Annotated in this window: 20 protein-coding genes and 1 riboswitch; of the genes, 13 read left to right on the top strand and 7 right to left on the bottom strand. The window is 50.4% G+C overall.

All coding sequences use genetic code 11. The features are described from left to right. Positions 1–28 precede the first annotated feature (28 nt). The 11 genes from MRJ96_10945 to argJ all read left to right on the top strand — a co-directional run bounded on the left by MRJ96_10945 (position 29) and on the right by argJ (position 10707). Positions 29–826: an isoprenyl transferase gene (locus tag MRJ96_10945; protein MDR4501956.1), complete on the top strand. Its 798-nt coding sequence runs from the start codon at positions 29–31 to the stop codon at positions 824–826. Then, on the top strand, positions 823–1707 hold the full coding sequence (locus tag MRJ96_10940) for a phosphatidate cytidylyltransferase (protein ID MDR4501955.1): 885 nt from the start codon (positions 823–825) through the stop codon (positions 1705–1707). Before MRJ96_10945 ends, MRJ96_10940 begins: the two co-directional genes overlap by 4 nt. Before the next feature lie 28 nt (positions 1708–1735). Next, complete coding sequence (locus MRJ96_10935) at positions 1736–2896, top strand: 1-deoxy-D-xylulose-5-phosphate reductoisomerase (GenBank protein ID MDR4501954.1); 1161 nt, start codon at positions 1736–1738, stop codon at positions 2894–2896. 10 nt (positions 2897–2906) lie between these two features. Beyond that, positions 2907–4307: an RIP metalloprotease RseP gene (rseP, locus tag MRJ96_10930; protein ID MDR4501953.1), complete on the top strand. Its 1401-nt coding sequence runs from the start codon at positions 2907–2909 to the stop codon at positions 4305–4307. An 82-nt stretch (positions 4308–4389) separates the two neighbouring features. After that, entirely contained in the window at positions 4390–6096 is a 1707-nt protein-coding gene (locus tag MRJ96_10925; GenBank protein MDR4501952.1) for a proline--tRNA ligase, read from the top strand. A 214-nt stretch (positions 6097–6310) separates the two neighbouring features. After that, positions 6311–6766: a bifunctional nuclease family protein gene (locus MRJ96_10920; GenBank protein ID MDR4501951.1), complete on the top strand. Its 456-nt coding sequence runs from the start codon at positions 6311–6313 to the stop codon at positions 6764–6766. Positions 6767–6820: 54 nt separating this feature from the next. After that, on the top strand, positions 6821–7306 hold the full coding sequence (locus MRJ96_10915; GenBank protein MDR4501950.1) for a bifunctional nuclease family protein: 486 nt from the start codon (positions 6821–6823) through the stop codon (positions 7304–7306). A 52-nt stretch (positions 7307–7358) separates the two neighbouring features. Further along, positions 7359–7787 (top strand): 50S ribosomal protein L13, encoded by a 429-nt coding sequence (rplM, locus tag MRJ96_10910; protein ID MDR4501949.1) that lies wholly within the window; start codon positions 7359–7361, stop codon positions 7785–7787. A 54-nt stretch (positions 7788–7841) separates the two neighbouring features. After that, positions 7842–8234 carry a 30S ribosomal protein S9 gene (rpsI, locus tag MRJ96_10905; protein MDR4501948.1) on the top strand — a complete coding sequence of 131 codons (393 nt, stop codon included), beginning with the start codon at positions 7842–7844 and terminating at the stop codon, positions 8232–8234. A gap of 115 nt (positions 8235–8349) precedes the next feature. Beyond that, positions 8350–9444 (top strand): N-acetyl-gamma-glutamyl-phosphate reductase, encoded by a 1095-nt coding sequence (argC, locus tag MRJ96_10900; protein MDR4501947.1) that lies wholly within the window; start codon positions 8350–8352, stop codon positions 9442–9444. A gap of 57 nt (positions 9445–9501) precedes the next feature. Next, positions 9502–10707: a bifunctional glutamate N-acetyltransferase/amino-acid acetyltransferase ArgJ gene (gene argJ, locus MRJ96_10895; protein MDR4501946.1), complete on the top strand. Its 1206-nt coding sequence runs from the start codon at positions 9502–9504 to the stop codon at positions 10705–10707. A gap of 21 nt (positions 10708–10728) precedes the next feature. Here the strand turns inward: argJ and prsR are convergent, their stop codons facing one another. The 7 genes from prsR to MRJ96_10860 all read right to left on the bottom strand — a co-directional run bounded on the left by prsR (position 10729) and on the right by MRJ96_10860 (position 20019). Then, positions 10729–12105 (bottom strand): PEP-CTERM-box response regulator transcription factor, encoded by a 1377-nt coding sequence (prsR, locus tag MRJ96_10890; protein ID MDR4501945.1) that lies wholly within the window; start codon positions 12103–12105, stop codon positions 10729–10731. 11 nt (positions 12106–12116) lie between these two features. Beyond that, positions 12117–14255, bottom strand: a complete 2139-nt coding sequence (gene prsK, locus MRJ96_10885) for a PEP-CTERM system histidine kinase PrsK (GenBank protein ID MDR4501944.1) — start codon at positions 14253–14255, stop codon at positions 12117–12119. A gap of 13 nt (positions 14256–14268) precedes the next feature. Then, entirely contained in the window at positions 14269–14994 is a 726-nt protein-coding gene (locus tag MRJ96_10880; GenBank protein ID MDR4501943.1) for an EpsI family protein, read from the bottom strand. A gap of 19 nt (positions 14995–15013) precedes the next feature. Next, the gene (locus tag MRJ96_10875; protein MDR4501942.1) at positions 15014–15895 is read right to left on the bottom strand and encodes an exosortase/archaeosortase family protein; all 882 of its coding nucleotides are present in this window, start codon (positions 15893–15895) and stop codon (positions 15014–15016) included. Between the two features lie 487 nt (positions 15896–16382). Next, positions 16383–17777: a sigma-54 dependent transcriptional regulator gene (locus MRJ96_10870; GenBank protein MDR4501941.1), complete on the bottom strand. Its 1395-nt coding sequence runs from the start codon at positions 17775–17777 to the stop codon at positions 16383–16385. A gap of 20 nt (positions 17778–17797) precedes the next feature. Beyond that, positions 17798–18544, bottom strand: a complete 747-nt coding sequence (locus tag MRJ96_10865) for a hypothetical protein (GenBank protein ID MDR4501940.1) — start codon at positions 18542–18544, stop codon at positions 17798–17800. 47 nt (positions 18545–18591) lie between these two features. Then, positions 18592–20019, bottom strand: a complete 1428-nt coding sequence (locus tag MRJ96_10860; protein ID MDR4501939.1) for a HAMP domain-containing histidine kinase — start codon at positions 20017–20019, stop codon at positions 18592–18594. A gap of 1056 nt (positions 20020–21075) precedes the next feature. Between MRJ96_10860 and MRJ96_10855 the strand changes: the two genes are divergently transcribed. Together MRJ96_10855 and MRJ96_10850 are read left to right on the top strand one after the other, a co-directional pair. Next, positions 21076–23565, top strand: coding sequence for a hypothetical protein (locus tag MRJ96_10855; GenBank protein MDR4501938.1), 2490 nt, complete (start codon positions 21076–21078; stop codon positions 23563–23565). A gap of 236 nt (positions 23566–23801) precedes the next feature. Beyond that, positions 23802–23886, top strand: a riboswitch (cyclic di-GMP riboswitch). Between the two features lie 74 nt (positions 23887–23960). Then, positions 23961–26135, top strand: a complete 2175-nt coding sequence (locus MRJ96_10850; protein ID MDR4501937.1) for a hypothetical protein — start codon at positions 23961–23963, stop codon at positions 26133–26135. The last annotated feature ends 1 nt before the right edge of the window (position 26136 follow it).

The raw sequence follows: 26136 nt of genomic DNA, 5'->3' as shown, positions 1-26136 counted from the left end.
TCCTAATCCTATTCAGTTTGCGTAATTCATGAGCCATTACCAGGTTGCGCCTCCCCCTCAGGTCATCGAAGCTGAACTCTTGTCTCAGCTCGAGCTGTCTCTCCTGCCCCGGCACGTCGCCATCATCATGGATGGGAATGGACGATGGGCTGCGCTCCGAGGCCTTCCGAGGATTGAGGGACATCGGGAGGGTTTGTCCGCGCTCCGTGATGTTCTGGATGTGTGTCATGAAATAGGCATTCCACACGTCACGATCTACGCGTTTTCGCATGAAAATTGGAATAGACCGGCGCATGAAGTTTCCCTGCTGATGCGTCTCCTGAATGATTATCTGACAGAAGAACGCCAGATCTTCCATGAACGTCAAGTTCGGTTTTTCCCCATTGGGAGGCTAGAAAAACTCCCCAAATCCGTCTACCACCTTGTCCAAAATGTTGCCGAAGAAACGCAACACTTCACCGATCGAGTCCTGACCGTTGCCCTCAGTTATGGTGGTCGAGCAGAAATTATCGATGCTGTCAAAAACCTGGTCCACGACATTCAAGCTGGCAGCATAAGACCGCAAGATATTCAGGAAGATCTTTTTGAACGGTATTTAACCACGCATGGGCTTCCCGACCCTGATTTATTGATCCGAACGAGTGGTGAAACACGTATCAGCAATTTTCTTCCATGGCAAATCGCCTACACAGAACTGTACTTCACCAAGACCCTGTGGCCAGATTTTCGCCGGCAAGAGCTCCTCACCGCACTGCTTGACTACCAAAGCCGTGAGCGCAGATTTGGGCGCGTACCGCATACCGTATCTCCTCAGAATGGGTTGTGAGTAACGACCCGACAGCTCCTAAGCCCTCATTTTCCCCAGAGAGTGCAGGCCAACAAGGACGATCGCATCGATTTACGCTCGAACGGGTGTACCCTGCCCTTCTCTTTGCCCCACTCTTTTACCTGGTCGTTCGCTATGCCCCTCCCATCGCGTTCTTTGCACTGATCGTCGTCGTCGCCGGTCTCGCGTTATGGGAATTCACCAAGATGACCGAGCATTCCTCACCCTCTCTCTCTTCTCTTCTCATATCATTCACAAGCCTTGTGCTCATCCTGACGCTGCTTCAGTGGACCACGCATGACGGCCTGACAGGCTTTTTCACACTCCTGCTCATAGGACTGTTAATCTTCCTGATGTTCGCTCCAGGACGATTGCGACAGATGATCTCTCATCCCCTCGGCATGCTATTTGGCGTTTTCTACATCGGTCTGTGCCTGGGACATCTGCTGCTTATTAGAAAACTTGAATCCGGAGACTTGCTGATATTCTTTGTGATCTTGGTCACCTGGGCCGCGGATACGGCTGGTTATTATGTCGGAGCTTCAATCGGAACACGAGCCATCGCTCCCCGGCTCAGCCCCAAGAAAACCATAGAAGGCTTCATGGCCGGTATGATCTTTTCCATGCTTATGGCGGTCCTCTGTCATTTCTGGTTTCTTCCATCACTATCCATTGTTCATTGCCTGGTCCTTGGCATTCTCCTGTCCTGTGTGGGATTATTGGGGGATCTCGCAGAGTCCGCATTTAAGCGAAGTGCGGGAATCAAAGACTCTGGGTCACTCATACCCGGTCATGGCGGGTTTCTGGATAGGATCGATAGTTTACTACTGACCGCACCGACATTTTATTACTATATGTTGACATTCGGACCTCTGGCCTAGCGACCGCAGAACGAAAAAGGTATTCATCATGAAAAACATCGTCATCCTTGGCTCAACCGGATCAATCGGAGCCAGCACGTTGGACATCGTTTCAAGGTTCCCCGACCAATTTTCGATCGTGGGCCTTACGGCTGGCAATAATCATGAGAAACTTGAAGAGCAAATTCGTGCCTTTCGACCTCGAATCGTTGCCCTTTCCTCTGAAACAGCCGCCAATGCGCTACGGACTCGTTTGAATGGATCTCCCGTGGAAATATTAAGCGGCGTTGAAGGTCTCTGCACAGTCGCGCAGGACGCCGACAGCGATATCGTGATTTCAGCTATTGTCGGAGGTGCTGGCCTACGGCCCACCATGGCTGCACTTCGCGCAGGACGCCATGTCGCCCTAGCCAATAAGGAACCGATGGTTATGGTCGGTCATTTGATGCAGGAAGAAGCTCAGAAACAAGGCACCACGATTTTCCCAATCGATAGTGAGCATAGCGCGATATTTCAATCGCTTGAAGGACATCGTCACGAAGACGTACGCCGCATTGTGCTCACGGCTTCAGGGGGACCTTTCTGGGATTGGCCCCTGGAATCCATCCAAGAGGTCACCGTCGAACAGGCGTTAAAACATCCCAATTGGGAGATGGGGGCAAAAATTACCATTGACTCTGCCACATTGATGAATAAGGGCCTGGAAGTGATCGAGGCCAAATGGCTGTTTACGATCCCTGCCTCTCAAATTAATATCGTGATCCACCGAGAAAGTATCATTCATTCTCTGGTAGAATATCGTGATGGGTCGGTCATGGCACAACTGGGGCTACCTGACATGCGAACTCCCATCTCGTATGCGCTCAATTATCCGAAACGCGTGCCCTTAGATCCGCCCTTGCTCGACCTCGCAACGATCGGGCAGCTACATTTCGCTCAACCTGATTTTACTAAATTTCCCTGTGCCCGATTGGCCTATGATGCTTTGGCAGAAGGGGGAGGGCTTCCAGCAACCTTAAACGCGGCCAATGAAGTGGCGGTCCAAGCTTTTCTTGATCAATCGATCGCATTCTTGGATATCCCCAAAATCATAGAAGAAACCATGATGATGTATTCTCCCCAGGAATTACGAACCATCGAAGATGCCCTGGAAGTCGATCGCTGGGCACGTGAAAAAGCTTCGGCACTCTGCGCCCTCTCTGTAAAATAGGGTAAACAATATGACCGTTCTATCCAACGCATTTCTGGCCTTGTCTCCGGATGCCATCTTTGTCTTCGCTCAAAAAATATGGTGGTTTTTGATCGTACTTGGTGTGTTGGTGGCATTCCATGAGTATGGACATTTTTTAGTCGCACGGTGGGTTGGCGTGAAGGTATTAAAATTTTCCATTGGCTTTGGCCCCAAATTATTTAGCCGTACCGTCGGAGACACTGAATACCTGATTTCTGCGGTGCCCCTGGGCGGGTATGTCAAGATGCTCGGAGAGGATGACACGGAAGACGTGAGTCTCGAAGAAGAACGAAAGTCTTTTACCCATCAAACCCTGTGGCATAAAACTCTGATCGTAGCGGCTGGGCCAGCTTTTAATTTTCTCCTGACTTACCTTATTTTTGCAGGTTTGCTAGCGAGCGGATCGCCTCTTTTTGTCCCGACGTTCCAGGATTTGACCCCCAAAGTGCAGGCGATCATTCCCGGCTCTCCCGCTGAGCAAGCTGGACTGCAGATTGGAGATCGAATCATTCAGGCCAATGACACGGAGATTTCGACCTATGGAGAATTGTCGGAATCCATCATAAACAGCCATGGCCGTTCGATGACGATTGATGTGCTCCGTGCCGGGAAAGCAAAGACTTTCATCATCACGCCTACATCGAAGCCCCACCCCGATCAGCCGGATGAATACATCTATGAATTAGGTATTGAGGCCATTCCTCCGGTCATCGGAGATGTGGTGCCGAATACACCGGCGATGGAATCTGGCTTGCTTGCCGGGGATCGAATCTTAGCAATTGACGGACAGGCCATTCACACCTGGAAACAAATGACAGAAATCGTGCGGAAACATCCGCAAGAACCCATTTTGATCAATGTCGAACGGAAGACGAAGATCCTTCCCATCACGATCACTCCAACGGCCGAAAAGATTCAGACGGAAGACGGTAAGACTGAGATCATCGGAAAAATCGGGATCCGTGTTCAGGGACGATCCATGATTACGACTGACTCGATCTTCATGGCTCCCGTCGATGGCCTTGTCGCGACATGGAAGTGGTGTGAACTGACTGTTTTGGGAGTCTATAAACTGATCACAGGCGAGATTTCTTCGAAAAATATTGGTGGACCGGTCATGATCGCCAGCGTATCGGGCGAACATGCAGAACAGGGTATCACGAGCCTTATTTTCCTCATCGCCATATTAAGCGTGAATCTCGGCATCTTAAACCTTCTCCCCATTCCTATCTTAGACGGAGGACATTTATTTTTCTTCGCGTGTGAGGCCGTTCTCGGCCGTCCCCTGGGTGAACGATCCCGCGAAGTCGCACAGCAAGTGGGGTTGGTCTTACTGCTCTGCGTTATGGTATATGCCACATGGAATGACGTCTCGCGGCTTCTCCAATAAGTTGGCAAATACCCTAGATCATTCATCTCCTTCGAGTCTCACTCCTCGACCATTGTGATACGAACATAAACGGACACACTCTATGCGCACGACACAGACTCTCATACCCACATTGCGGGAAGACCCCGGTGAAGCGGAAATTATCAGTCACCGCCTCATGCTTCGAGCCGGCATGATCCGTAAGGTGGCCGCAGGCATTTATTCCTACCTGCCTCTCGGCCTTCGGGTACTCAGAAAAATCGAATGCATTATCCGAGAAGAAATGAACCGCATCGGTGCCCAGGAAGTGCTTTTGCCCATTCTTTCTCCGGCAGAACTCTGGAAGGAAACCGAACGATGGGATTTTTATGGCAAAGAGCTTCTTCGTTGCCAGGATCGTCATGATCGAAACTTTTGTTTCGGCCCCACCCATGAAGAAGTGGTGACCGACCTCTTTCGCCGCGAGGTACGATCGTACAGACAACTCCCTGTCACGCTGTATCAAATTCAAACCAAGTTTCGTGATGAGATTCGCCCACGATTCGGGTTGATGCGCGGACGCGAGTTTCTCATGAAAGATGCCTATAGCTTCGATCAGAATCAAGAGGACTCACGCAAGAGCTATCAAGACATGTATGAGGCCTATCATCGTATTTTCACGAGAACCGGCCTTCATTTCCGGGCTGTTGAAGCCGATACCGGTCTCATTGGCGGAACATCATCCCATGAATTCATGGTTCTTGCGAACGCAGGAGAAGAATTGATCGTCTATGATCCTGAAAGTGCGTATGCGGCAAATGTCGAAAGAGCAGAAGTCCTTCCTGCTTCTCGTACAGAGGAACACACTCCCCTTAAACCACTCCAAAAGGTCTCCACCCCGAACGCGAAGACCGTCGCAGAAGTGTGCGACATCTTAGCCACAACTCCGGACCGCATCGTGAAAACTTTGCTGTATACGACGCCTAAGAATTCGCTCATCGCTGTACTCGTTCGAGGCGATCACCAAGTGAATGAAATCAAAATACAACGTCACCTCAACATCCATGAGCTGACACTGGCTGATCCAGAAACCGTTCGAGCTGCTACGACTGCCCCAGTCGGATTCGCTGGTCCTGTCGGGCTTCACAACATTAAAATTCTTGCCGATCAAGCCGTCAGCCTACTCCGCAATTTTATCGTCGGTGCCAATGAGACGGACACGCATTATCTCAATGTTAACCTTGAACGGGATTTTACCATCGACGAGATAGGCGACTTTCGACAAGCTCAAGCCGGTGACCCTTCCCCCCAAAGCTCAGGCAAACTCGAAACAGCACGTGGCATTGAAGTGGGGCATGTCTTCATGCTTGGCACCAAATATAGCCAGAAAATGGGTGCCACTTATCTCGATTCTCAAGGCGTGGCCCATGAGGCCGTGATGGGTTGCTACGGGATCGGAGTGAGCAGGACCGCCGCGGCCGCGATCGAACAAAATCATGATGAACGTGGCATTGTCTGGCCTATTCCGATCGCCCCATTTCATGTTCACCTGATCCCCGTCACTCAGTCCGAGCTCGTACAAACCGTCACAGAGAGAATGTACGTCGAGCTGGAACGTGCCAATCTTGAAGTCTTGCTCGATGACAGACAGGAACGCGCCGGAGTAAAATTTAATGACGCAGACTTAATAGGCGCGCCATTTCAAGTCATTATTGGCGATAAAGGCTTGGCGCAAGGAACGATCGAGGTCAAAGACCGGAAAAGTGGCGAGAAAACACCAGTACCCCCCGATGATCTGGTCCAGTACCTTCGTGCCCAAATATCGTCATAAACCATTTTACGTTTTTCAAAGAAACTTGCTGAAAACCCCCAACCCTCTCGATACTCAGCAACGGTTTTGTCATCTATAACGTCTTGTTTTTACAGAAAATTCAACCATTTAATTCCATGTTTTTCATTGACAATTTAAGCATACGAATGATACCGTAATATTTTTCCTGTGAGATATAGTATTAAGTTGTTCGTTTGTCAGCTGAGGGCCGGCTATGCTCAATCAAATGAATGTTCGGGGATTGCTCTTTGACCCCTACAATAATGCATACATTGTGATCTTGAGAGATGAGCAGAATTCCGATATGTTGCCAATTTGGGTTGGCAAGGCCGAGGCCAGCGCCATTAGTTTCGCACTTGAGCGTATCGCCCCCCCTCGCCCTATGACTCATGACTTAATGAAAGCTATTCTGGACAGTATGGAAGCCAAGGTCATTAGCGTCGTTCTCACAGACCTGAAAGAAAATACATACTTTGCGAAAATTCACTTACTCTATGGAGATTCAGAATTTTCGATCGACTCACGCCCTAGTGATGCCATTGCCGTGGCCTTACGGACTGAAGCACCAATTTTCGCCACCGCTGACGTTCTGCATAAGCAAAGCTCTGAAGAACTCGAACGCTGGCTGGAAAATCTCAAGCCCGAAGATTTTGGGAAGTTCGAAAGCTAGAGATTCGTGGTCTCCTTATAAACCGACACGAAAACTGCAAGAGCAACGAAGTTCATGACGGAATTTGCCGAAGAAAGCCTGATCAGTCTTAAAGTCCATGGAGTCCTGATCGATCCTAACACGGATACCCAAATTGTTGTTCTCAGGGATGAAATAAACTCTGAGGTGCTTCCCATTTGGGTCGGAACGGCAGAAGGGACTTCTATTCGATTAGCCCTGGAGGAAGTGGTCCCACCTCGACCGATGAGCCATGATTTAATCTACAGCTTTGGAGAGCATTTGGGATTCACTGTCGCACGAGTCATCATTACTGAAGTAAAGAATAACACGTATTATGCGTCCATTCACCTATCAAAAAATGGGTTTGAAAAGATAGTCGACGCACGGCCAAGCGATGCCATCGCCTTGGCACTTCGGACCAAAAGTCAGATTTATGTCACGCCGGAAGTCTTAGAACGTCGAGGCGGAGAAAATTTAGATGCTTGGCTAGCTAAACTAGACCCCAAAAGCTTCGGTCAGTCTGAAGCTGAAACACCATAAACATAGTCATAACTTGATTTAATGAACGTCCCGGATGACGAAGGAGAAATTCATGCGATCGTTTCAAGCCAAACCACTGGAACTTGAGAGGAAATGGCACATTATTGACGCTGAGGGCAAAACCCTCGGACGGCTGGCCTCTCGAATCGCCATGGTTTTACGAGGAAAACATAAGCCGATCTTTACCCCGAATGTCGACACGGGAGACCATGTCGTCGTGATTAATGCAGGTCGAATACAGCTCACACGAGATAAGTTCAAGGTGAAGACGTACTATCATCACACAGGCTATCCCGGAGGCATTAAGTCCGTCACTGCGGAAAAGCTGCATGAAAAGAAGCCAACCGAGCTACTCAATGTGGCCATTCGAGGGATGCTTCCCAAGAACTCCTTAGGTAAACAAATGGCCAAAAAGCTACGATTATACCCGGGCCCTGAACATCCACATGCAGCCCAAAACCCTCAGCCTCTTGTGCTATAGTGGCCAAAAATTGTATTTCTCATCACCCTGATTTCTAAACGAGGACATTGGAACATGGTTGAAACAACACAATACGCAACAGGGAAAAAAAAGTATGCCGTCGCTCGAGCTTGGATTGAGCCGGGCAATGGTGAGATTCACGTCAACAATAAACCTGCTCAGGAATACTTCACGAGGCTGGGACATCAAAATCAAATCCTTTCGCCTTTTGAGATCACCGGAACAACAGGACAGTATAATGTACGGGCTACACTCGCGGGTGGTGGAGTTTCCGGACAGGCTGGAGCGCTGCGTCATGCCATCGCGAAGGCCCTGTCGGCCTTAACCCCCTCGCTTCGTGAGCCACTGAAAAAGAAAGGTCTCTTGACACGTGATTCTCGAGTCAAAGAGCGAAAGAAATACGGACAAAAAGGGGCACGATCAAAATTCCAATACTCCAAACGCTGAGAACGGTTCCTGGAATTTACGATCACGAAGGGAAGGCCTTTGGGTCTTCCCTTTTTTGTTTCTGCCATCCTAAAATGGCTGAAAACATTTCAAATATATCGATAAAAATTTCTCTATGACCACACACCAAAAGAAACAGGTCGCAGTTATCGGAGCCAGTGGATACACTGGGGGAGAGTTATTCCGACTCTTACAGGGACATCCTGAGATTTCAATCTCAACCGTTGTCGCTTCTGAAAAATCAGCCGGCCAGCTTCTGTCCACGATATTCCCACATTTACAGGGCGTTACGTCAGTGTCACTGGATCAGCTAGACCCGAAACGCATCGCCGATCAAGCCGAGATTATTTTCTTAGCGCTTCCCCATACTCAAGCTCTCACCCCAGTTGCAGAATTCTTCGAACGCCATAAGCTGGTCATCGATCTCAGCGCAGACTATCGACTCGATAACCCAGAACTCTACGCACAGTGGTATCAGGTTTCTCACCCCTATCCCTCTCTTTTGCAGAATGCGGTCTATGGCTTGCCTGAACTTCATCGACTAGCCATACAGCAGGCTCGACTGATCGCCGTACCTGGTTGTTATCCGACAGCCGCTATCTTGCAACTGGCGCCATTACTCGCGCATCGCTTGATCGACCCTTCGAGCATTATCATCGATGCAAAATCTGGCATATCAGGGGCTGGCCGAAGCCCGAGCCTGGCCTATCACTTTCCGGAGGCCCATGAATCAATCCATGCATACAAGATTGGGACTCATCGACATACGTCGGAAATAGAGCAAGAACTCTGGAAGATCTCAAGAAAATCCGGAACATCAATCGACGATGAGACGACTACCACTCATGCAATTTCCTTCACCCCTCATCTTGTCCCTCTCAATCGCGGAATTCTGAGCACAGCCTACGCAACAGTCAATCTGACAGGTCAGTCTCGAACAGAATGGCTCCCTCTCTATAAAGATTATTACAAAGGCGAGTCATTCATTCGTATTTTCGAGAATCCGCACGACGTGACTCCAAGTCATGTTCGAGGTTCCAATTTCTGTGATCTGAGCGTGAGTTACGACCCTCGAACTCGTCGAGTCATCTCAGTGGCTGCAATCGATAATCTCGTAAAAGGTGCTGCCGGACAAGCCATACAATCGATGAATATCGCACTAGGATTACCGGAGCATCTTGGCCTCTCGCATTGCGGTCTTTTTCCATAGGATAGTTCCTTACAGCATGATTCCCCATACAGATTCCTATACATGGTGCACTGACATATGAAGAAAACAACTGGCGGCATCACCGCACCCGTAGGTTTTACAGCCGCAGGAATTCACTCAGGGATTAAATCCAGCCCGTCGCTTGACCTTGCTCTCATTGTTTCAAACGTTGAGGGTCCGATGGCCGGAGTCTTTACGAGCAATAAAATACCGGCCGCTCCGGTCATCCTCGATCGCCTGCATCTAAAAACACGTCGTGGCCGGGCCATTATCATTAATAGCGGCAATGCCAATGCCTGCACGGGACACCAAGGACTTCATGACGCGGAAGAAATGGCACGGTTGGTGGCCAACCGTCTCCAAGTTGATGCCACCAGCGTGTTCGTCGGATCGACCGGAGTCATCGGGCCAAAACTCCCCATGCACGCCATTCGACAAAGCATTCCCTTACTCATGCAAAACCTCAAGAAGTCCGGTCACCGCGATGCGGCAAGGGCTATTATGACGACTGACACCACCATAAAAGAAATAGCCGTCCAAACCCAAATCGGAAAACAACGGGTAAAGATTGGTGGCATGGCTAAGGGATCCGGCATGATACACCCCGACATGGCCACGATGTTGGCCTATGTGACGACTGACGTAGTCATTCACCCCACGACCCTTCAGACTTTTCTCCAGAAATCGGTTGATCGCTCGTTCAACGCGATTTCAGTTGACGGGGAAACAAGCACCAATGATACCGTCCTGTGCCTGGCCAATGGACTGGCAAACAACTCGATGATTGATGGATCTTCTACAGGAGCGAAGAAGTTTCTCGATGCCCTCAATGATCTATGCGATTCGTTGGCGAGAAAAATTTGTCAGGATGGAGAAGGGGCCACAAAAATCGTCGAATTGGTCGTGGGAGGAGCCAGAAATCACCGAGAAGCCAAAATCATCGCCAATACACTGGCCACGTCCCCACTCATCAAGACTGCGTTATTTGGAGAAGATCCGAACTGGGGTCGCTTCATCGCGGCGATTGGACGCTCTTCTGTCCCGATTCAACCACACCATATCGGTCTTTCGTTTGGAGGGATTCCTATCGTGAGGAATGGAGAGGAAGTTCTCCCATCTACGGAGCGACAGATTCAGCGGGTTATGAGACGAAAGCATTACACCATTACAGTGAAGGTTGGAAACGGAAAGGGATGGGCAAAGATCTGGACGACTGATTTTTCATATGATTATGTAAAAATCAATGCCTCCTATCGATCATGAACAGGCTTGAACCGGCTTGGTTCACTTTTCTATCTGATGCCGAGAAATTAAATCATGAAGAGTCGGCCTGCTCACTCCAAGCAAAACAGCGGCCTTCGTAATATTACCATTCGTTTTGACGAGGGTTTGCTCCACAAGGTTTCGCTCAACAGCGTCCCTGGCTTCCTTAAGCGTTGTTCGTTCAGCAAATTCTTTTGGCTCCTCTAAATCCAAGTCAGCAGGAACGATTCGAGGGTGATCCGATAGCGTAACCGCACGCCGAATTCGATTTTCCAACTCTCGCACATTGCCCGGCCACGCATACCGCTCGATGGCTTCGACCGCTTCCCGGCTGAATCCTGACATCTTTCTTTTGGTTTCGTCTGCGTACCGCTGGAGCAACGACTTGGCGATCACCATGACATCAGCTCCACGCTCACGTAGTGGTGGTGCTGTAATCGTCACGGTATTCAACCGCCAGTATAAATCCTCTCGAAAACGTCCATCCTTCATAGCTTCTTGCAGGTCCAAATTCGTCGCGGCGATGACTCGTGTATTCACCGGGATCTCAACACGTCCTCCCACGCGTTCAATGCACCGTTCCTGCAAAACTCGTAATAACTTGACCTGTAAGGCCGTGGATAACTCCCCTATTTCATCGAGAAATAATGTTCCGCCCTCGGCAAGTTCGATACGGCCCCTCCGTTGCAAGTGCGCACCGGTAAACGAGCCTTTTTCATGCCCAAAGAGCTCACTTTCCAGAAGCGTCTCTGGAATGGCCCCGCAATTGATGGCGACAAACGAGCCTTCTTTTCTCTCGCTCTGTTGATGAATCGCCCGAGCAATCAGTTCCTTTCCCGTTCCACTTTCGCCAACCACCAGGACTGAGACATCGGAGGTCGCGACACGTCGAATGGTGTCGAACACTTTCTGCATGCTCGGACTCGTTCCGATGATTTCATGGAAATTTCGTTGGCTCTCACGTTCGACGAGCATCCGATTCTCGTCCTCCAACTGTGAAAGATAATGTCCACGTTGGAGGATCACTTTCAAGACCTCTAAGTCCACGGGTTTTTCCATAAAGTCATACGCGCCAAATTGAATCGCTTTGAGAGCATTGGCCCGATCATGGTTACCCGTAATGACGATAACTTTCACTGCGGCCTTCACAGCAAGACATTCTTCTAAGGCGATTAAGCCTTCAACGACTCCATCCGCATCAGGTGGCAACCCCAAGTCCAAGGTCACGAGCTCGATTGGCTCACGCTTAATGATTTCGACCGCTTCCTGTCGCGCTCCGGCCTCATGGACGTTATAGAGATGTTTCAACCCCCACTTCATTTGTTCACGTAATTCGAGATTATCATCGACGACCAACAGAGATGGGAGAGATGGAATGTCAGCTTCATTTCGGTCCATGGTCATTCTCGTTACAATCTTACGGTGCGTTGGTTATGGCCTGCAGACACAGCCATCGAGCAGTCCTTCTCGACTTGGGGAATACGTATCGACACGCAAGTACCTTTTCCCTCCTCACTTTCTATACACATCGTTCCGCCATGATCTTGGACGATCTGACGACATTGGTACAACCCGATACCCAACCCCTTTTTTTTGGTCGTGCGAAATGGTTGAAACAATGTTCGCAGTTGCTCTTCTGGGATTCCACGACCATTGTCTTTAACCGTTAAGGCGATGTTGGGTTCCTCGCATTTCGTTCTCACCTCGATCATCCCGTCCCCGTTCAAAGCCTGTTGTGCATTTAATAATAAATTCAGGACAACATGCTTGAATTCATCCCGGATGACGGACACCGGGGGAAGATCATGTCCTGCGAAAAACTTTGGTTGACAGAGTGTGCCATCCAATGAATGGATAGCCTCTGAAACAAGAGAATTCACGTCGACCACTTCATACGAACCCCGCATTTCTTGCTTGGGGGACTTGACCTGCAGCGACAGCTTCCCAATGAGTGACATAATCCGCTGGACCGTGCCGCCAATCGTTTTCATGGCCGCGGCCTGAAACTCAGGATCATGCCCATACATTTCGGCATTTTGCGAGACTAACGAAAGCCCGGAAGCCAAATTCTTCAAATCATGCAGATAAAAGGCTGAAAACTTATGAACAGCTTCCCATTCAGCCGATGCACGCTGTTCATCCATCAGCTTCACTTGCGTTAAGAGCATCGCCACATGATGACCCATCACTCGAAGAAGATCGAGATCATCCCTTCCGTACTGCCGACCATGAAGATCTTCGCTCAACGTGACGAACCCAATGACGTGTTCAGACACCGAGCCCAAGGGGACACAGACAACCGCCCTGGTATCGGCAATAAAACTCTTGAGATTCTCATCCTGAGAATGTTCTTGTCCATCAAAGGTCAGGGGCCCCGATTTCTTGCGGAATTCTTTAATCAGGGAATGTTGGTGAGGAATGGAGGCATGCGAAGTGCCTGTCGTTAATGAGCGAACCTGATGATATCGGTTATCGGTCTGGAATTTCACCCAGATCGTGACTTTGGGTGCCCCAAAGGTTCGACTCAAAATGTTTAAGAATTCATCCAGGATTTCTTCTAAAGATCGACAGGCGCTGAAGGAATCCGTCAATTGAAGCCATTTACGGCGGTAATCGTACTTGGATCGATAAAAATTATTGGCGATAAACGCTTGAAGTTCCGCACGAACCTGCCGTGAGAACATCACCACAACAAGAATCAAACCAGCCACAAAGAGCAACAACATGCCTAATGCCGAACTAATTTCCCAATCGGTCTGCCGCACCACCGCGACGACTAATCCCACGCAAACCAGATAGACTCCGACGATCAAAAACGTTAACGATGTATAAATCACTTGGGGCGACACAAATAATTTTCGACTTAAGTCCTCTGTACCCCAACGACTCAAACCATAGGCTACCAATCCCACCGATAACAACACAGCAATGGCGGCCATCCAGGTATACTCCTGCTGCCATACGGAAAACAGGAGCATTTGGCTGGCTTGAACAAGCGCAATAACGGACATTCCTCCGACTCCAATCACCACGAATTTAATCTGATAACGGAGAGGGTCCCGAGAGACCCGAAGAACATGCTCCAGCTCAGCGAGCGCGAGAATCAAGCCGACCAAAATAAAGCCCCATATCATCCGCCCCCAAGGCCGATGAAATACGACGGAGTCCCGTTCCACCCCTCCCGTCATGACCATATCGGGGAAACTCAGGAGAAAAACGCTTATGACCACGCCCACAGCAAGCAATGCTCGAAACCGCCACACCACGGTCTGTTGCGAAACAAGAGACATGTGCTGAGTAAAGGAACAGGCGACGTGATATATCGCGACGGGCCAGAATATTTCACCGAGCAGAGACATTTGACGCCACAGCAGATGCTGACTTTCGAGTATCAGAGACAATCCGTTCGTGATTTGCACCCAAGCCGTGATGGCCATCATAGCCAGCAAGGCCAGGAAGACACGTCCCTGTTTTCTCTGCCAAATGATAAGGGCGGTCAGACTGAGAGCCGCCCCTCCACTCAGGAAACATGGAATCGTCCCGATCACGATGATCCTTTTCTTAAACTGTTTGAAGTGACTGATCAGGCATAAATTCCAACAGGACAGGCCACACATCCTGTATGAATTGTATCCCATGCTGGTAGGCGGCCTCAGGGGTTGTCTTGACTGGAATAGAAACTCGAACCAATGATCCGTCGGTTCGATTTTTCGTTATGGCATCCCAAATCATATATCCCTTAGCCCAGTATTCACTCGCTATCACACGACCACGATCTTGGTACCAATAGAGGATAATTTGCTGTTCTAGACCTTTCTCAATGAGGACTCGATTGATGACTTGACTCTGCCCCTCACCGACCTGAATGATCACATGCTCGGCTTCGACAAACTGCCAACCTGCTCCAGGCAGACAGTTCTTGGGGGAATGATACGTACTTCCTGCTCTCTGACTCTCATAATAACCGACATACAGCCACACGGGCGCCGGTGATTCCTTGCCTCTCGAAGAGACCGAAGTGTGAGTTTGACTCACTGTACTGACCCGGGCATTTTGAGGCTCTTCACTCGGCCAATACACACGCATCATATAGTCGGTGAGCTTTAAGACTTTAAGAACTTTCTCCTCTAACCCGAGCTCTTTTCCCGTCCAGCGATCGGCCACAGTCAAAGGGAATTCATGAAAGCTTTTTTTGCTTTGTATCGACTCTCCATACGTCAGCGAATCAATCAGGACCCAAAATCCCGCTAACATACAGACCGCAATCACGAACGGCCAAGATTTCATGCGACATGATTCCTTATCATCAAGACTCCGCCGATTGCAGCCGCTCTCGTCCTATCCACGATAACAGCGTGCCACATACAAGAAGCATAGCAAAGGCAGCCACAAAAACAATCCATCCTTCAAAGGTATGATAAAATCCTTCGGCTGCTTCTACCCCCCAATAGTGAGCGAGAATCCCGGTTCCACTCACCCGAATAGCATTCGCTACAATGGCGATAGGAATAGAAAGAAACACTAACGCCCACCTTTTCCACAACAATCTCTGAGAAAAATAACCGTACACCGTGCCTAACGCCAATAGTGAAAGTAATGAGCGAAGACCGCTACAGGCTTCGGCCACTTCCAGTGTCGTCCCGGCCAATGCAATAAGGTTTCCTTCTCGCAACACAGGAATTCCAAGAGAAAACAAACAAAATGTCGCAGTTTTTGCGGCGAATAATTGCAATGGAAACGCGATCGTATTCACGACAATGGCTGGCAATGGGACCATAAACACCAAAAAGGCGAGTGGAAGACTGACCAACCACATGATGTTCCAACCAAAAATGAGTAGTACGAGTCCCGCCAACACCGCGATCAACGAACAACGTTGTGTGTATAATTCTGCTCCAACGTCTCCGATCAGCAACATCAAAAGTCCAAGACCAAGTAGTCCGATCCCCCACACACTCGGTTGAATCTCCGTTTGCTTGATATCATCCCAGCGCTCCCACACGAAAAAAAGCGATAAGAACGGGACAAGAAAGCCATGTGAATAGTCTGGATCATTGTACCAATCCATGACCAGCGCATTGGTAATATCCCAGTACAGAAGACACAACAGCCCTACGATGGGAATCGCCCACAATACAAACTTATGGGAATTAATGGGAGAGTCGAGTGACGGATGTATTGATTCCATACTGGGATAACAACCTCATAGCCTTCATACAAGAAACCGACTCTGCATAGAAGGACCAAAGCCCTTAGTGAATGTGCTCATTACAAATGGTTCATGTAAAACATTCGATACTAAAGATCGTTTCAGAGAATTTTTCGGCTTTGATTCGAGAAGTCTTTAGAATTACACCTCTTTCTTGAGCAATCGTCAAGGCTCTCAGACATTCCTCCTGATCGTGAAGTGGGCTCTCGCAGTCATCGCCAAGCAATCACATGCTCCTCTTTTATGAACAGAGAGGACGTCTTCAGGAATGACTCCCTCCGTATGAGAACGAGCTATAGCGAATCCTAATACATTCCAAGCGGGCAAATAGCGCGAACTCTGCGCGATATCGCGCTTCAACTAACAGAAGTTATTTGAAACGGCTATAGGCAGCACATGCTGTTGATGAAGAACAACGATGGATGAAAGAGAGAAAGAGATATATCAATAGGAATGAGAAGAATGTTTATACAAGATCAAGTTGTTCGTTGGGAGGAACTCGCTCTCCATGGTTGTCAGACGGATGTAACCCGTACTTTTTTAACAATTTATAAAAATCTGCTCGATATCGCCCTGCAATCTGAGAGGCTCGCGAGATATTCCCATCGGTCGCTCGAAGGATTTCCTTTAAATATTCACGTTCGAAATCCTCTTTGGCCTCCGTCAATGGTTGAAGCGTTCCTGGCGATTTATCTGAGCTCAGGGGTAGAAGATCCACCGTAATCATGTCCTGGGGCGACATCACGACGGCACGCTCAATCACATTTTCAAGCTCGCGCACATTACCTGGCCAAGAATACGTTACCATAGCCTGCATGGCATCTGGAGTGAACCCGCGAATGGGCTTATTCATCCTCTCCACGCTTTGTTTAAGAAAAAATTGAGTGAGCGAAGGAATATCTTGCCGTCGTTCGCGTAGTGGTGGGATCCACAGAGGAACGACTTGGATTCGATAGTACAGATCTTCTCGAAACCGTCCTTCGCGAACCGCTACTTCTAAGTCTGAATTCGTCGCAGCTAAAATCCGGACATCGACTTTGGTCGGCGTTTGAGCGCCAATCGGGAGGATTTCTCGTTGTTGAATCGCTCTCAAGAGCTTTCCCTGTAGCGCCAAAGGCATTTCACCAATTTCATCAAGAAACAATGTTCCTTTATCGGCAGTATGAAAAAGCCCTTTTTTATTCTGATAAGCCCCGGTGAAGGAACCTTTTTGATGCCCAAACAGTTCACTTTCAAACAGGGGTTCAGGAATGGCTGCACAATTGACCGCGATGAATGCTTTGTTTGCTCGAGAACTGTTGCAATGGATGACACGGGCAATGACTTCTTTTCCCGTCCCGGTCTCCCCAGAAATGCAGACAGTCGCATCCGTCCCGGCCACTCTGGCGACTTGTTGCAGTAAAGCCTGCATCTCCGCACTGCGTGCGACGACCTTATCCATCCCGTACAATTCGTTCACGAGCATTTGCAGGCGATGGATTTCCTGACTCATTCGTTGCTGCGCGAGGGCTTTATCGATGCTCGCCAGCAGTTCTTTATCGTCAAACGGCTTGGTCAGGTATCCGTACGCACCTTTTTGCATGGCCTCGACGGCATTCGGAATGCAGCCATGAGCGGTCAGGATCAGGACAGGCAGTTCTGAATGCAAATGATGCAATTCTTCCATCAGGCCCAATCCATCAGAATCCGGAAGCCGAAGATCTAAGATGGCGAAGTCGAACGCCTCTTCTTGGGCCCGAGTTAATGCGTCTCGACCGGTTCCACAAGGGGTCACGACAAACCCCATGGATTTGAGCCGCATCTGTAAGAGCGTTAACAGGCTTGGGTCATCATCAACGACGAGAATACGTTCATCCGACATAACAGTTTCTCACTCCTATTTCATGGGGAAATCTTCTCCACCTCCGCCGAAGGCGTCAGCTCTTCGGATGGTCGAGTGGGAGGAGTTTTTTGCTTGAGTTCCTGATCAATTCTCCTGAGCGCCTCAAGTTGACTCATGAGTTCTTCAACTTTTTTTTCTCTCTCATCCAATTCCTTCTGAAGTGCCAATCTGATCGCAGGTTCCTTCTTCAGTAGATCGACTTGCTTCGTCAACGCAGCAACCACCTGATTCAATTCATTAACCTTCTTATCCCGCGTCTCTACTTCCAACTGGAGTGACTCAATAGAGGAATCTTCAAGTTTGGAGGCTAGATCATAGACGATAAATTCTCGGTCAACGATCTCACGAATCAAGCGCCGCACAAAGTCGACATGTGTAATTTGGACATCGGTTCCTTCCGAATTCAGAGAGTCTAGGAGCCATAACCAAAAACGACTTTCAGCTGCCAAGCGGCTGGATGGTTTGGCCGTGACGACCTGTCGAAAGTGAGACCTGGCCGCCTCACGATCCATGTACAATAAAACGAGACCTCGAAGAAAATGGGGTTTTTGACAGTCCCCCTTGTCTTGACAAGACTCCAGGACCTTGCTCTGGCCTTTAGCGATCGCTTGAAAAAAGGGAAGGTCTTCAGGATCAGGTTTCAGAATAGGCTGAAGTGCAGTGTTTCGAGTCGGTACATCCGCCTGGTCATTGGTAATAGCCCAGGGCGAAGAAGCACAGCTCAGGAAACCAAAAATAGAAACCACGAATATCATTACGTGGAACCAAGCACGAAAAAAAGACAACCTCACCATTATGAAGCTACTCCCACAGATTTCTCATTCCCTACAATAACATGAATGGTGGTTCCTTTTCCGACTTCGCTCTCCGCCCAGATGTCTCCACCATGGGCTTCGATGACTTTCTTCGCCAAGGCCAGGCCGATTCCGCTCCCTACGTATGAATGGGCTCTCTGGGATCGACCTTGATAAAAACGTTCAAAAATATGAGGTAAGTCCTCAGGTGGCACACCCTGTCCCGAATCTGCGACGGATAGATGGTAACTCGATTTGTCTTCTCCCGCTCTCGAACGAATAGTGATCGAAGCGCCATCCGCGCTAAACTTGATAGCGTTGGATAACAGATTTTCAACGACCTGCTCAATCCGTGGGCCATCGACATCTTGCATACGGATACGATCTTGAACAAGGTCCGGCAACAATTGAATATGTTTACGTTCTGCCAAAAACCTCATTTTTTCCACGGATCGCAAGACTAACCGGTTTAAATCCGTCGGACTAAAATGATAGGCCAACATATCAGCTTCCATCCTGGAAAGATCAAGAAGATTGCCGATTAACTGATTCAATCGCTGGCTACTCTCCATTAAGATCGTGAGCGTCTCTCGTTGATCATGATTGACAGGTCCCAGAATGCCATCGACCAACAGCTTCGTCCCTTCACGAATCGACGTTAACGGCGTCTTCAACTCATGAGATACGTTGGCGAGAAATTCGGACTTCATTTGATCCAGTTGTTGTAATTGTTCACTCATCCAATTCACGGTATAGACCAGTTCTCGTAACTCATGAGGCACCGTCACAGGAACCGTTTTACCAAACTGGCCTTGTCCAATTCGACGAATTTGGCCCTGGACCCGCCGAAGAGGACGCAGGATACTATAGCTAGCCACACCCGCCAAACCAAGCCCTAACAACAACGCCATAAGCATTAACTGTCGAGAGATGTCGACGGCTTGCACGGAACGCACATGCGTGTCCCGCAAAATACCTCCAATGCTGGATTCTTGAAATGTCACGTAGGCATTGATGGTCTGTGTCATGGCATCGACTAATGCATCACGACGACTCTCATACGATGCAATAGAAACCTCAGACCGATCTGTCCGCTCAACGCCCTCACTCAGGAATAACGTATGAAGCTCTTCATGCAATTGTTTCGTTTTTGCCAGCAAGCTTGAAGCCTCTGGAGAGTCTCCTTGCTCTTGCAAGACCTTTAAAGTCTTTCGAAAATTCTCAGCTTCCTCGAGAAATTCTTGCAGCAATACCGTATCGCGAAGCACCAGGTATTGTTTATCACTTTTGAGCTGAGCATAGAGACTCGCAATTAGACGTTTTGCTGTTTCCACGGCGGGGAAATGATGGATAACGAGTTCAGCACCCAAATCAGTAAGGACTCTGAGCTGATTCAGGACATACAGATTCACTCCAACAACAAGCACGATGATTGTTAGATATCCTAAAGCTGATCTCCAAAAAATGGAAAGGCGTGAAAACATCAAACATCATCCCACGACAAGTAAGGTACCTCCCATGATGACCATGCCCGCTACGCTACCATTCTTCATGAGAACTCACAAACTTTCTTGAATTCACGTTTTAGGTAGATCAACGAATTCCTTAGTCCTATTCAATTCTGTTTCTCCTACACTACCTGGCTGTTCGTTCTGTCCTGATTTTTCTGTAGACGTTAAAGATACTGGAAATCCCTATCTCCTCAGTAATTACGTAAAAACAATGAATGGCAGTACATACAACTCAAAAAAGTCTTCACGAGAGGAACGCAAGGTTTATTCCGTTTCTCATGTCTAACGTATTATTTTTTAACATGAATGTTCATCTCTGCCACACAAGGCATACATGTTGCTTGTCCGCTGCTTTGGTCTTAATTTCTGCCAAAGATCTTCTGGCCTCTCCACAAGGATAGTGGACTCACCTTAGTTCTATCTCATAACTACTGAAGTCAATAAGTGTCTTATTAAACTGCTCACTCAAATGCCATTAATAAATTATTTCAATTCAACTCTGGCACTAAATTCCGCCCAGTCCAGGAGCACATCCTGAAATTTTCCTGATGGTCTGAGGAGCTAGGTATGGAATATCGTATGATCAAATTTTACCTGTTATCTAAGAAAATCATTCATGTCATAAGCATATTGAGCTTAACCATAGGCATGACGCAGACGAGTGAAGGTGCATCCGTCACACTTTCTTGGAAGCCTAATCAAGAATCAGATCTTGCGGAATATAGAATTTACCGACGTGTTCTCCCTTCATCCGACTATGGAGCACCTATATTCTCAGGAACACCTCGTGACCCACAGGCTCCTTCACATACGATTACTGGACTTCTTGATGGAACAACATATGGGTTTATTGCTACTGCATTGGACCAAGCAGGGAATGAAAGCGGCCCTTCAAATGAAGTCACTACGACGACCACCGGTACTCCGCCCCCTCCGCCGCCTCCGCCGCCGCCGCCCCCTTCGGGGAGCACCGTGGCCATTAACTTCCAACCCCCCGGCGCCTCCACCCCCGACGGCTTCCTGCGCGATACCGGGGCTGTCTTCTCTGATTCCCAAGGCTACGGCTGGTCCACCGCCGTCAACACCCGCGAACGCGAACAGAACAGTAATCAGGCCCTCGATACCTTCATTCACTTTGACACCGGCACCACCGTCACTTGGCGCTATCCCCTCGCCAACGGCACCTATCTCATCTCCCTGGCCAGCGGCGACCCCAGTCATGCTCAAGGCCCTCATCTGGTTCAGGTCGAAGACCTCGTCGTCATTAACAACGTCCCCACCCAGGCCAATGAATTCGTCACCGTCACCAATCAGCCCGTCACCGTCACCGATGGCGAACTCACCCTGCGCTTGACGCGCACCAGCACCACCAAGACACTCCTCAATTACCTCCGGATTACGCCAACAAACTCCACAACCTCTCCGCCCCCGCCCCCTCCGCCCCCTCCGCCGCCTCCGCCGCCGCCGCCCCCTTCGGGGAGCACCGTGGCCATTAACTTCCAACCCCCCGGCGCCTCCACCCCCGACGGCTTCCTGCGCGATACCGGGGCTGTCTTCTCTGATTCCCAAGGCTACGGCTGGTCCACCGCCGTCAACACCCGCGAACGCGAACAGAACAGTAATCAGGCCCTCGATACCTTCATTCACTTTGACACCGGCACCACCGTCACTTGGCGCTATCCCCTCGCCAACGGCACCTATCTCATCTCCCTGGCCAGCGGCGACCCCAGTCATGCTCAAGGCCCTCATCTGGTTCAGGTCGAAGACCTCGTCGTCATTAACAACGTCCCCACCCAGGCCAATGAATTCGTCACCGTCACCAATCAGCCCGTCACCGTCACCGATGGCGAACTCACCCTGCGCTTGACGCGCACCAGCACCACCAAGACACTCCTCAATTACCTCCGGATTACGCCAACAAACTCCACAACCTCTCCGCCCCCGCCCCCTCCGCCCCCTCCGCCGCCTCCGCCGCCGCCGCCCCCTTCGGGGAGCACCGTGGCCATTAACTTCCAACCCCCCGGCGCCTCCACCCCCGACGGCTTCCTGCGCGATACCGGGGCTGTCTTCTCTGATTCCCAAGGCTACGGCTGGTCCACCGCCGTCAACACCCGCGAACGCGAACAGAACAGTAATCAGGCCCTCGATACCTTCATTCACTTTGACACCGGCACCACCGTCACTTGGCGCTATCCCCTCGCCAACGGCACCTATCTCATCTCCCTGGCCAGCGGCGACCCCAGTCATGCTCAAGGCCCTCATCTGGTTCAGGTCGAAGACCTCGTCGTCATTAACAACGTCCCCACCCAGGCCAATGAATTCGTCACCGTCACCAATCAGCCCGTCACCGTCACCGATGGCGAACTCACCCTGCGCTTGACGCGCACCAGCACCACCAAGACACTCCTCAATTACCTCCGGATTACGCCAACAAACTCCACAACCTCTCCGCCCCCGCCCCCTCCGCCCCCTCCGCCGCCTCCGCCGCCGCCGCCCCCTTCGGGGAGCACCGTGGCCATTAACTTCCAACCCCCCGGCGCCTCCACCCCCGACGGCTTCCTGCGCGATACCGGGGCTGTCTTCTCTGATTCCCAAGGCTACGGCTGGTCCACCGCCGTCAACACCCGCGAACGCGAACAGAACAGTAATCAGGCCCTCGATACCTTCATTCACTTTGACACCGGCACCACCGTCACTTGGCGCTATCCCCTCGCCAACGGCACCTATCTCATCTCCCTGGCCAGCGGCGACCCCAGTCATGCTCAAGGCCCTCATCTGGTTCAGGTCGAAGACCTCGTCGTCATTAACAACGTCCCCACCCAGGCCAATGAATTCGTCACCGTCACCAATCAGCCCGTCACCGTCACCGATGGCGAACTCACCCTGCGCTTGACGCGCACCAGCACCACCAAGACACTCCTCAATTACCTCCGGATTACGCCAACAAACTCCACAACCTCTCCGCCCCCGCCCCCTCCGCCCCCTCCGCCGCCTCCGCCGCCGCCGCCCCCTTCGGGGAGCACCGTGGCCATTAACTTCCAACCCCCCGGCGCCTCCACCCCCGACGGCTTCCTGCGCGATACCGGGGCTGTCTTCTCTGATTCCCAAGGCTACGGCTGGTCCACCGCCGTCAACACCCGCGAACGCGAACAGAACAGTAATCAGGCCCTCGATACCTTCATTCACTTTGACACCGGCACCACCGTCACTTGGCGCTATCCCCTCGCCAACGGCACCTATCTCATCTCCCTGGCCAGCGGCGACCCCAGTCATGCTCAAGGCCCTCATCTGGTTCAGGTCGAAGACCTCGTCGTCATTAACAACGTCCCCACCCAGGCCAATGAATTCGTCACCGTCACCAATCAGCCCGTCACCGTCACCGATGGCGAACTCACCCTGCACTTGACGCGCACCAGCACCACCAAGACACTCCTCAATTACCTCCGGATTACGCCTCAATAAGGGAATATTATTTCAATGAAACTATTAGAAATTTCTATGAAGGCTAAGTGAGCAAGAAATGAAATACGTAAGCAAAACTCTGAGAATTGAAGTAATTTAAGAGTTCGTCATCTTGACCGATATAGCCACTATGTTCGTCATAAATTCGAATACTATTTTTTCAACAGGGTAGGTATACGTTCGATGGATACTAGTTTATCCCCTCACATCTTCTAACAGATTCTGTGAAGGCTCCTTCCCGAAAAAGGCAAACCTATCGCGAGGTAGGGACGCAAAGCCACGGGTCAGACCGCATAACATTCTGACAGCCGGGTTTCCGAAGGAAGGCAAAGCTCAAGTAAATACCCCTCGTGGAACGGGGCCTTCTGAGATTTTCTTAATTAAGGAGGCACCCGATGCTTACTTGGAGTACTTGGCGTAAAAATATTACCTTCGCAATGCTTGTCTTCAGTACACTCTTTTTTCTTTCCTACAGCGTTTCTGCTGGCGATGATGTTCAGTTAGAGTGGGCGCCAAATCAAGAAGATGATTTAGCGGGATACAATGTTTTCCACGGCACACAATCTGGAGTGTATGGGTTTCCTGATGACGTGCAAAATCAGACGACTTATAAAAAGGGCAATCTAGATCCCACCAAAAAGCATTACTTTGCGGTCACTGCGTACGACGAAGCCGGCAATGAAAGTGCGCCGTCTGCTGAAGTCAGCACGGCAACTCCCAACGCCGGTACGGCCACTGAGATTTCTTCACCGAGTGCAAGCGCATCCTTTGCGCCTGGACAAACGGTGACCGTGCAAGGACAAGGCAGTAATTTATGGTGGGATATCGACCTCTACACCGATGGAAAACCTGCCTTTGCCTCAGGCGTGGGGTCGACCATGACGTTCATTATTCCCCTGGACGCAAATACCAGCCAAGAGGTTCATATCAAACTCTCTGGGGACAATGGTGTTGTCACACACATTCACAAGATTACAACGGATTCGAATAGCACACCTCCCCTACCACCACCGCCTCCACCGCCCCCGAGTGATGATCCGCCACCGGTTGCCGCCACAGTGGCCATCAACTTCCAACCCTCCTCTTCTTCTACCCCTTCAGGGTTCCTCAAGGACGATGGCTCACCGTATTCCAGCAGCCGTGGGTATGGCTGGTCGACACGCCTCAATACGCGCGAACGCAACCGGGTGAGCGATCAGTCCCTGGATACCCTCATTCATTTTGATGAAGGCACCTCTGCAACATGGAGATACGACATCCCCAATGGCACTTATCTCGTTTCCCTGGCCAGTGGAGATCCCAGCTATCCACAAGGCCCCCATCATGTTCAAGTCGAGGGCGTCACCGTTATCGATAATGTTGCGACTCGTACTGGGGAATTTTTGAAGATCACCGACGTCCCTGTCACGGTGACTGATGGACAATTGAGTATTCGCCTCACCCGTAGCGGAGGTACGAGCAAGACCATCCTCAACTATGTAAAGATTTCCCCCATGGACCCGAATGCCGGGCCACCGGCTCCACCACAACCCCCCAGTGACGACCCGCCCCCGAGTGACGACCCGCCCCCGAGTGATGATCCGCCACCGGTTGCCGCCACAGTGGCCATCAACTTCCAACCCTCCTCTTCTTCTACCCCTTCAGGGTTCCTCAAGGACGATGGCTCACCGTATTCCAGCAGCCGTGGGTATGGCTGGTCGACACGCCTCAATACGCGCGAACGCAACCGGGTGAGCGATCAGTCCCTGGATACCCTCATTCATTTTGATGAAGGCACCTCTGCAACATGGAGATACGACATCCCCAATGGCACTTATCTCGTTTCCCTGGCCAGTGGAGATCCCAGCTATCCACAAGGCCCCCATCATGTTCAAGTCGAGGGCGTCACCGTTATCGATAATGTTGCGACTCGTACTGGGGAATTTTTGAAGATCACCGACGTCCCTGTCACGGTGACTGATGGACAATTGAGTATTCGCCTCACCCGTAGCGGAGGTACGAGCAAGACCATCCTCAACTATGTAAAGATTTCCCCCATGGACCCGAATGCCGGGCCACCGGCTCCACCACAACCCCCCAGTGACGACCCGCCACCCAGCGATGATCCGCCACCGGTTGCCGCCACAGTGGCCATCAACTTCCAACCCTCCTCTTCTTCTACCCCTTCAGGGTTCCTCAAGGACGATGGCTCACCGTATTCCAGCAGCCGTGGGTATGGCTGGTCGACACGCCTCAATACGCGCGAACGCAACCGGGTGAGCGATCAGTCCCTGGATACCCTCATTCATTTTGATGAAGGCACCTCTGCAACATGGAGATACGACATCCCCAATGGCACTTATCTCGTTTCCCTGGCCAGTGGAGATCCAAGCTATCCGCAAGGCCCCCATCATATTAAAATCGAGGGCGTCACCGTTATCGATAATGTTGCGACTCGTACTGGAGAATTTTTGAAGATCACCGATCTCCCCGTCACGGTGACTGATGGGCAATTGAGCATTCGCCTTACCCGTAGCGGAGGTACGAGCAAGACCATCCTCAACTATGTGAAAATCAGCCCCATTCAATAGG

It is taken from the genome of Nitrospirales bacterium (assembly GCA_031315865.1).
Lineage (GTDB): Bacteria > Nitrospirota > Nitrospiria > Nitrospirales > UBA8639 > JAGQKC01.
This window is presented reverse-complemented; position numbering and strand designations above follow the sequence as displayed.

What these genes read in the sequence shown, in the direction of transcription:
- MRJ96_10875 (MDR4501942.1), bottom strand. Translation starts at nt 15,895, where the DNA reads ATGGAATCAATACATCCGTCACTCGACTCTCCCATTAATTCCCATAAG.
- MRJ96_10880 (MDR4501943.1), bottom strand. Translation starts at nt 14,994, where the DNA reads ATGAAATCTTGGCCGTTCGTGATTGCGGTCTGTATGTTAGCGGGATTT.
- MRJ96_10925 (MDR4501952.1), top strand. Translation starts at nt 4,390, where the DNA reads ATGCGCACGACACAGACTCTCATACCCACATTGCGGGAAGACCCCGGT.
- prsR (MDR4501945.1), bottom strand. Translation starts at nt 12,105, where the DNA reads ATGGACCGAAATGAAGCTGACATTCCATCTCTCCCATCTCTGTTGGTC.
- rseP (MDR4501953.1), top strand. Translation starts at nt 2,907, where the DNA reads ATGACCGTTCTATCCAACGCATTTCTGGCCTTGTCTCCGGATGCCATC.
- MRJ96_10915 (MDR4501950.1), top strand. Translation starts at nt 6,821, where the DNA reads ATGACGGAATTTGCCGAAGAAAGCCTGATCAGTCTTAAAGTCCATGGA.
- rpsI (MDR4501948.1), top strand. Translation starts at nt 7,842, where the DNA reads ATGGTTGAAACAACACAATACGCAACAGGGAAAAAAAAGTATGCCGTC.
- rplM (MDR4501949.1), top strand. Translation starts at nt 7,359, where the DNA reads ATGCGATCGTTTCAAGCCAAACCACTGGAACTTGAGAGGAAATGGCAC.
- argJ (MDR4501946.1), top strand. Translation starts at nt 9,502, where the DNA reads ATGAAGAAAACAACTGGCGGCATCACCGCACCCGTAGGTTTTACAGCC.
- MRJ96_10920 (MDR4501951.1), top strand. Translation starts at nt 6,311, where the DNA reads ATGCTCAATCAAATGAATGTTCGGGGATTGCTCTTTGACCCCTACAAT.
- MRJ96_10945 (MDR4501956.1), top strand. Translation starts at nt 29, where the DNA reads ATGAGCCATTACCAGGTTGCGCCTCCCCCTCAGGTCATCGAAGCTGAA.
- argC (MDR4501947.1), top strand. Translation starts at nt 8,350, where the DNA reads ATGACCACACACCAAAAGAAACAGGTCGCAGTTATCGGAGCCAGTGGA.
- MRJ96_10870 (MDR4501941.1), bottom strand. Translation starts at nt 17,777, where the DNA reads ATGTCGGATGAACGTATTCTCGTCGTTGATGATGACCCAAGCCTGTTA.
- MRJ96_10850 (MDR4501937.1), top strand. Translation starts at nt 23,961, where the DNA reads ATGCTTACTTGGAGTACTTGGCGTAAAAATATTACCTTCGCAATGCTT.
- MRJ96_10935 (MDR4501954.1), top strand. Translation starts at nt 1,736, where the DNA reads ATGAAAAACATCGTCATCCTTGGCTCAACCGGATCAATCGGAGCCAGC.